Source organism: Lacticaseibacillus camelliae DSM 22697 = JCM 13995 (assembly GCF_001311195.1).
In the GTDB taxonomy this organism is placed as follows: Bacteria; Bacillota; Bacilli; order Lactobacillales; family Lactobacillaceae; genus Lacticaseibacillus; species Lacticaseibacillus camelliae.
Genome location: NZ_BBAJ01000095.1, coordinates 1 through 7,869 on the forward strand (window position 1 = coordinate 1; position 7,869 = coordinate 7,869).

The 7,869-nt window shown below is 59.6% G+C and carries 5 protein-coding genes and 4 pseudogenes; 6 read left to right on the forward strand and 3 right to left on the reverse strand.

Annotated elements, in window-relative coordinates; translation table 11 throughout:
- Positions 1-2: 2 nt before the first annotated feature.
- A complete protein-coding gene (locus JCM13995_RS12115) occupies positions 3-1,403 on the reverse strand; it encodes a C69 family dipeptidase (protein WP_054666015.1) in 1,401 nt (466 codons plus the stop codon).
- Between the two features lie 195 nt (positions 1,404-1,598).
- On the opposite strand from JCM13995_RS12115, the gene JCM13995_RS12120 reads away from it, so the two are divergent.
- From JCM13995_RS12120 to JCM13995_RS12145, 6 genes and pseudogenes are all read left to right on the forward strand, one after another.
- Complete coding sequence (locus JCM13995_RS12120) at positions 1,599-2,519, forward strand: YitT family protein (RefSeq protein ID WP_054666017.1); 921 nt, start codon at positions 1,599-1,601, stop codon at positions 2,517-2,519.
- A 30-nt stretch (positions 2,520-2,549) separates the two neighbouring features.
- A pseudogene (gene thmT, locus JCM13995_RS12125) lies at positions 2,550-2,734 on the forward strand (2-hydroxymuconate tautomerase).
- 12 nt (positions 2,735-2,746) lie between these two features.
- Positions 2,747-3,093 (forward strand): annotated as a pseudogene (locus JCM13995_RS12130) (metal-sulfur cluster assembly factor).
- Positions 3,094-3,148: 55 nt separating this feature from the next.
- Positions 3,149-3,887, forward strand: a pseudogene (locus JCM13995_RS12135) (SAM-dependent methyltransferase).
- Between the two features lie 14 nt (positions 3,888-3,901).
- Complete coding sequence (locus JCM13995_RS12140) at positions 3,902-4,882, forward strand: hypothetical protein (RefSeq protein WP_054666020.1); 981 nt, start codon at positions 3,902-3,904, stop codon at positions 4,880-4,882.
- On the forward strand, positions 4,860-6,185 hold the full coding sequence (locus JCM13995_RS12145; RefSeq protein ID WP_054666023.1) for an RsmB/NOP family class I SAM-dependent RNA methyltransferase: 1,326 nt from the start codon (positions 4,860-4,862) through the stop codon (positions 6,183-6,185). Before JCM13995_RS12140 ends, JCM13995_RS12145 begins: the two co-directional genes overlap by 23 nt.
- Before the next feature lie 45 nt (positions 6,186-6,230).
- Here the strand turns inward: JCM13995_RS12145 and fni are convergent.
- Positions 6,231-7,263 (reverse strand): annotated as a pseudogene (gene fni / locus JCM13995_RS12150) (type 2 isopentenyl-diphosphate Delta-isomerase).
- A partial coding sequence (locus tag JCM13995_RS12155) for a diphosphomevalonate decarboxylase (protein WP_369385726.1) occupies positions 7,260-7,869 on the reverse strand: 610 nt, incomplete at its 5' end. The pseudogene fni and the gene JCM13995_RS12155, both read right to left, overlap by 4 nt.

Below are 7,869 nucleotides of genomic sequence, written 5' to 3' on the forward strand. Positions count from 1 at the left end.
GATTAGAGTTGATCGTCGGTGCTGAAATTCAGCGGGCTGAGGTCCGTCGATTCTTGGAGCAGTCGAGCAGTGAAGGTCTGCCACGCGGATTTGGCGATTGCCGCATTGGCCAAACTGGCGGTTGTGGCGAGCGCCGCCAGGTCGGGGGCGGTTTTCGCTTGGCCATCGGTCTTGGCGATGTTGGCTAGCAGCAGCGCATGGGTCGCGGTTTGGATCTGCTGCAAGGCCTGCTGGAAGTGCCAGTAATGCGCGTCGACCAACACGCCGGCCAGCTTATACTGCCAGTACGCCGAATCCGGACTCGGCGGTAAAGCGCCCACTTGGTAATCGGCTGGCGTCGTGGTAGTCCCGGCAAAAAATGGGACAAATTGACTTTCCGCCGCCACGCCCATAGCCTGCCAGTGAATTCCGGCGAGTTCGTCAGGCAGGTTTGGCCGCAGCTGCAGGACGTGGCTTTCCTGCGTGCGGGCGAGGCTGATGGGGCGGAAGCGATGAGGGGCAGTGGCCTGCGGATCGACCGGATCATACGGCGTTTCCTCAAAATGGCTGCCAAGCACCTGAAAAGCGTCATCAACTTGCAGTGGCCGGTCCGGCTTGAGGACGAAGGGCAGGTTCGAGTCCGTCGGGTCACTGCGGCGACTCGGGGTCAGCCGCCGCTGGCCGTCCCACACACGCGCCGTGTTGTAGGTTCGATCAAATGGGGTGTCAGTGCCGAAGATGCGGCGGAAATTAAACGGCGTGTCAGCCTGCCACAGGTGGTGGGACTCGGCGAATGTAGCGAGATTCGGACTGGTCAAAAAATTGGCATCATCGAACAACCCGGCTTGGATGCTGAGCTGGTTGGCCACCACCGCATAACTGTCATCCGGAATGCGCTCAGCCACCCAGTGGTGCCCAGACCCAATTTCCATGTACCAGGCCTCATCGTGATCGGCAAACAAAACGCCATTGGCTTCCCCGGTGCCAAGTGTGGTGACGATTTGCCCCAGACGCAAGACGCCTTCCTTTGCGGAGTGAATATAAGGCAGCACGACCGTGACCATGGCCTCTTCTAGAATGCCATCTGGCACAAAGGGGTCATAGGCAAGCACCCGGGCGTTGGCGTAGGCACTTTCGGTCGCACTCATCGCCACGCCGACCTGGTTAATCCCGGCTTCCTCAAACAGGCCGTATTGGTCAGTCCATTCCGGGGTTGCTGTGTACTTAAAGGCGTGCTTGGGGAGGTGCAAGGTGAACCCATTCGCCTTTGAATGAAAAGCTTCAGGCTGATCGAAGGTCTCGGGATGCACGACGAGGTGCTTGGGCCACGCCGCCTTCGAGTCCTCATTGCGGCCAATCAGAACGCTGCCGTCAGCCGTCGCCTTTTTACCAATCAAAATGCTGGTGCAAGCGGAACGAGTCATTGTGATCTTCCTTTCTTTGTTCACAAAACTAGAACACCTGAATGCGAGGCACAAGTTTCTGCCTATTATACGCGAAAACCCGGTATAGGGGCTGTATTTTCTGAACTTTCCCGTGTATTCTAGTAACAATGACGGACGGCAAGACAGGTTTTATGTGCACGTGTGTCCGTAAATTGTGAACAAGTAGGCAGAGACATGGCAAAACTGACAAAATTCGCTCAGCATGACACTTTGACAAAATTGGGGGTCGCACTGGTCAGCGGTCTGCTGACCGCAATCGCCCTGAATTTTTTCCTGACTCCCGCACAGGTCTTCCAGGCCGGAGCCACTGGGTTGGCCCAGCTGATCTCCATTTTTCTTCACCGCCTGGGGCTCACCAGCGGTGATTTAACGGGCTGGTTTAACTTATTGATCAACATGCCGATTGCGTATCTGGGCTGGCGTAAGCTCGGTCGCAGTTTCACGTTGTTCAGTATTCTCAACATCCTGATCATCTCAGGTTTCACGATTGTGCTGCCGGTCCAGGCGCTTTCGAACGATCCGCTGATGAATTCGATTTTCGGCGGCGCGCTGACCGGTATCGCGGTCGGGATTGCCCTGCGCTACGGCTTTTCGACTGGCGGGTTTGACATTTTGTCCATGTACCTTGCGAAAACGACGAGAAAGTCGGTCGGCTGGCTGATGTTCGGTATCAACTCGGTCATCGTGCTGATTGCCGGGTTTGGCCTGCAATGGGAAAGCGCCTTGTACACCATCATCTCGATTTACTGCATGTCGCGGGTGGTCGACATGATCCATACCTCGAACCAGAAAATCACGGCGATGATCGTGACCGAGCACCCGGATGACGTGGTTGCCGCGGTTTCGGCGCGACTCAATCGCGGCATCACGGTCATTCCCAGCCGTGGGGGTTACTTGCACCGCCCGAATACGACCTTGATGATCGTCATCACGCGGTACGAACTGTACGATTTGACCCAGGCCACGCTAGGGGCTGACCGGTTGGCTTTCATCGATATTCTGAACACAGTCGACGTGGTCGGGGAGTTCTTGACTTCCGATCAGCAGGACGCTAAGCGGAAGTCACCTGTTCAAGCGCCGCAATCTCGGGTATAATTTGGGCAAGAAGAGTAAAGGAGCGATCACATGCCATTAGTTCACATTGATCTGTTAGCAGGCCGGACGCCAGAGCAGCTGGCCAAGATGTGCCAGGATGTCACTGAAGCCATCGCCAAAAACACCGGGCCCCGGCTGAGCACATCCACATCGTGCTCAACGAAATGACGCCGGACCATTACGCCGTTGCGGGCACGCTGAAGTCGAACGAGTAGGAGGCCATCCCAATGGCTGATGAGAAAACCACGACGCCGGAAGAAGACGCTTACTTTGCCAAGATGAAAAAGGCCATCGTCAAAGCCCTGGAAGGCGTGATCGACCAGAACTGGGCGTCGACATTGTCAATCTCGGCCTGATTTACGGCGTCGACCTGGACGATGTGGGTCACTGCGACGTCGAGATGACGCTGACAACCATGGGCTGCCCCTTGACGACTATGCTGGACGACAGCATTCATGAGGCGCTGCTGGCTGTGCCAGGCATCACGTCGGTCGATATTCACTTGGTGTGGTACCCGCAGTGGGGCCCGGAGCGGATGAGCCGGTACGCCAAAATGGCGCTGGGGATCCACTAAGCATTTGTGCAGCCGCTGGTGATTCAGCGGCTTTTTCATTGGCAGGGAGGTCAGCATGGACTACTGGGTGAAACTCAATCAACTTGCAGAGACCATGCCGACCCCAGCGATCCGGCAGCAAGTGGCGGCTTTGACGGCCTGGCGCACGGCGGTGGCTGCCCACCAGCTGCCCACAGCGGCGCTGCCAAGGCTGGGCCTGACCGGTGAAACCATGGCGGAGGCCCAATATGACTTTCAAGTGCCGCTTCGCGCGGTGGTTGCCTTGGACCACCTGCTGCGGCACTTTCGCCAGTACATTGCCTACCATTTTGGCATGTGGGCCTTTGTTCAGCAGTCGCTGTTCGCCGAATGGACGGCGCTGTTTGGCCCACGGCGGTACTTGGAAGTGGCAGCCGGCAACGGTTATGTCAGTTTTGGCTTGCAGGCAGCCGGCAACCGGGTGATTGCCTCTGACAGCCTGACGTGGCAAAGCCAACGTGACCGGCCAGACCCCGCTGCTGCCGGTCCACCGCGCCGGGGCCAGTGCGGCCTTGTGGCAGTGGGGGGCGCAGGTGGATGCGGTGGTCATGGCCTGGTCCCCGGATCACGAGTGGAGCGATGCGGCGTTTCTGCAGTTGCTGCGGACACGTTTTTCCACGCTTGATCTGTTTGTGATCGGTGAGCGCAACGGTGCGACAAACAGCCGCCTGTTTTGGCAGCTGGCGCACTTTGTCCCGGACCGCAGACTGTTGCCGTTGAACCGGGCATTTCCGCGGTTTGACGCCATCAATGACCGCATCTACTTGATTCGATAGAAAGGATGTCAACCTTGAAGCGACTCTTCTTTTTAGCTGCGGCCTGGGTCTTGCTGATTCTCGGGGCCGGCTGGGTCTGGTCAACGCATGACCAAACCGAATACGCCGAGCTGCTGGATCACTACAACCTGAGCGAGCAGGCGGTGACGGTCTCAACTAAGGCCGATCTCACCTTGCCGCAGGCCGCCGCCAAGCTGGCAAAAAGCAAGTTGACCAACCTTCAAGTTCAGTTCCGGACCAGCGGTGGGCGAGTGTACATGTACGGCAATGGCCACTACGGAACGCTCCCACTGGACTCAGGACAGTGGTTTTCCGATGCCGATTTCCAGTCGCCGCTGCCGGTCACCGTGGTTGGTGCTGATCACGAAAAACAGCTGACCACCGGCAGCCACCAGCAGTACCTTAAACAGGCTGGCCAGTACCTCCCCGTGCTGGGGGTCGTCTCGTCGCCGCGCAGTCAGCGACTCAACCGGGCCATTTTTCTGAACGCAAGTGGGGCAGGCCCTGCGGCGCCGCGGCTTGACGACGTTAAAGTCTATGCGGACGGCGAGAACATCCAGAAGCAAAAAGGCCAACTCGCCCGACTGCTCGGCGGCAAGGCCGCCAACTACCAGTATCGTCAGCATCTCGGCGGGACGGATTGGTGGCAAACCAGCGGCCTCACAACGGTGTGGTGTGTGGTGCTGGGGCTGTTCGCCGTGCTCATTGCCTGGATTGCGCAGTGGTTTGTCAAAAATACGCTGCCGGCCGAGCTTAAGTCCCCGCAGCGACAGCGCGCCTTGCGCGGGCTGTGGGTCCGGCTGTGCGGCTACAGTGCACTGCTGACGGTGGCCGGAACGATCGCCGCCAACTGGTGGTTTTATCTCACTGACCGGCCGCGGTTCGTCATTTTTGCAGCAGCGCTGTGGGTCATCGCGACCGGCACGCTTTACGGGCTGCTAATGCGCAAGCATGGGAAAAGGAGAGACAGGCATGACATTACCCGAGGGCTTTGAAGAAAAATACCGCAAGCTATTAGGCTCAGACGCGGCCGCGTTTCTGGCCAGCTTTGACCAGCCGGCTGCGGCCGGGTTTCGCGTCAATCCGCTGCATCACGCCACCAGCCAGGCCCCGGCGATTCCTTGGAGTCAGTGGGGACATTACGGCAAGGTGGTTGGGACGTCGCTGGCGCACATTGCAGGCAATGTGTACAGCCAGGAGCCTAGTGCCCAGTTTGTCGGCACCGTGGCTGCCCCGCGCCCAGGAGAGCGGGTCCTCGATTTGTGCGCGGCCCCCGGTGGTAAGTCAACGCACCTTGGCAGTTTTATGCAGCAGCAGGGCCTGCTGGTCGCCAATGAGATCAACGCCGGGCGCGCGCGAGTGCTGTCCAGCAACATCGAGCGGTTCGGGCTGACCAACACGCTGGTGACAAACAGTGATCCGGCGCATTTGGCGGCGCGCCTGCCGGAAGCCTTCGACCGCATCTTGATCGACGCCCCTTGCTCCGGAGAAGGCATGTTTCGCAAGGATCCGGACGCGATGAGCTACTGGACGCCGGACTATCCCGTCAAGTGCGCTGAGCGCCAGCGCGAAATCGTCGCCGAAGCAGTGAAAATGCTGCGCCCGGGCGGCATTTTGGTTTACTCGACCTGCACGTTTGCGCCAGAGGAAGATGAGCAGATCATCGCCTGGGCCACGGCCAATCTGGGCCTGAGTGTGGTGCCAATCGATAAACCGGCGGGGATCGCCGACGGCAGGCCGGAGTGGGCCAACGGCGACCCGATGCTGAAGGAAACCGCCCGCCTGTGGCCACAGCGCCTTGACGGCGAGGGCCATTTTGTTGCGAAGTTGCAAAAAGCTGGCGCTGGCAAGGTTGCGATGGGGCCGCTGGTGGAACCGGTGCGGCTGAACCGGACCCAGCAGCAAGACTTTGCGGCATTTGAAAAAGCCACCTTCAAGCAGCCGTTGAATCTCCCCAAGACCTTGAATCGAGATACCCTGGCCACGCTACCGGTGGGGACCCCGGCACTTGCCGGCATCCACCTGCTGCGCACCGGACTGACCTTAGGCACCTTTAAGAAGGGCCGGTTTGAGCCGGCCCACGCCTTGGCCACCGCGCTTTCGCCGGCGATGTTCCAAACCGTGGTCAGCGTCTCAGCCGACGAATTTACCCGTTATCGCCACGGCGAGACACTCAGTCGGCCGGCCCTCACCAAAAAGCAAACCGTCCTGCTGACTTATGAAGGCAGTGGTTTTGCGTTGGGTAAGGCGGTGGGCGGCACCATTAAGAATGCCTATCCCAAGGGCCTTAGGATCTGAAAAAGCCGACGCAAAAATGCGTCGGCTTTTTTTCATGTCTGCAATTCAGTAGGGTAGTTTCAGGTTGCGCTGCTGGGCGTAGTTGACCAGCGCCGGTGAGAAAACGACCGGGACCTGCCGCAACGTTGTTAGATTCTTAGCGCCAAGCAGCGCCAGCAGGGCGGGGAGCTGCCGCTGCCAGGCGGTCAGATGGCTTCCGCCGCGGCTGGGCCTTCCTGGATCAGCCAGTGAAGCACCAACCCGCTGATGCCGACCGCACTGGCACCGAGCCGCAGGGCCTTCACAACATCAAGAGGGGTGCGGACACCGCCGGTCGCCAGGACCGTGAGTCCGCTGTCTTGCGCCTCCAACAGGGATTCAACGGTGGACTGGCCAAAGTCGGCAAGCGCGGTGTAGTCGTCATCCTGACGCCGCACGCCTTCAATCTGCGCAAAGTTAGTGCCACCTTTGCCGCCCACGTCCACATACTTCGCCCCGGCCTGGCGCAACTTGACCAGCGCCTCCTTGGTCATTCCGAACCCGACCTCTTTGACGATCACCGGGACCGGACTGGCTGCGATTATGCGCTGGAGATTGGTCAGCCAGTGGAAATCTCGGTCACCCTCGGGCATGATCAGCTCCTGGACCGCGTTCAGGTGAATCTCCAAGGCGTTGGCGCGGAGCATCTTGATTGCCGTTTCGGCTTGAGCCGGGGTCTTATTCGCGCCGAGGTTGCTTATCAGAAAGCCGTCGGGATCGGCTGCCCGCACGACCTGGAAGGTGGACGCCAAATCAGGCTCCTTCAGTGCCACCGCCTGGGAGCCCGTCGCCATAGCCAGCCCCGTGTGCGCCGCAATGGTGGCCAGCTGCTCATTGTACCGGCCGGTTTGCTGGGAGCCACCTGTCATGGCGTTGATGAAAAAGGGCCACTCCCAGTCAAACAGCGCCGGTGTCACCGACACATCAGCCACGGCAGTTTCCGGCAGCGGGTCATGCAGCAGGCGCACGTCATCAAAGCCTGCCTTGGCTTGTGGGGCGAAAATTTTCGGCTAAAAAAGACGTGCTCGTCCTTGCGGTGCGACTGAATCGATTGGCTCATTGTGCTTCCTCCAATACTTTGGCGGCGCGGCCGGGGCCGGCGACCAGCAGGCGGTCTTTAAATTCGGGCAGCGCCGCTTTGACCGCCGCAACGGCAGGCGCCAAGGTCAGAATTTTGACGTTCGGCCCGGCGTCCATGGTGGCGTATGCTGGGACCCCTTGCGCCCGCAAGGTCTGCACCGCGTGCCACACCGTCAACGTCGCCGGCTGAAAGTAGGTAAAGGCGGGGTCACTGGCAAAAATGGCGGCGTGCATGCGAGCACTACTTTGCTCTGTCAATTCTCCGATCCGGGTGAAATCAGCTGCAGCCAGGGCCTTCACCATGTCGCCTGCGGCCCGCTCGTTATCTTTGACCCAGGCCGGGTAGTAGGGACTGGTTGCCACGGTGTTGGCCATCAAGCGGCGCGATGAGACTTTTTTCTGGCCGGCATCGACCATCACAACGACCATGCGCAAGGGCAGCTTTGTTTCGGGTAAGGCCTCAGCAAACGAGGTGAGATCACTGTCACCGCGGTGCCAAATGGCAAGGCCGCCGAACACTGACCGCGATGCGGAGCCGGAGCCGCGCCGGGCCAGGCGCGACAAGTCCCGGGGCGCCAGTTGCAAG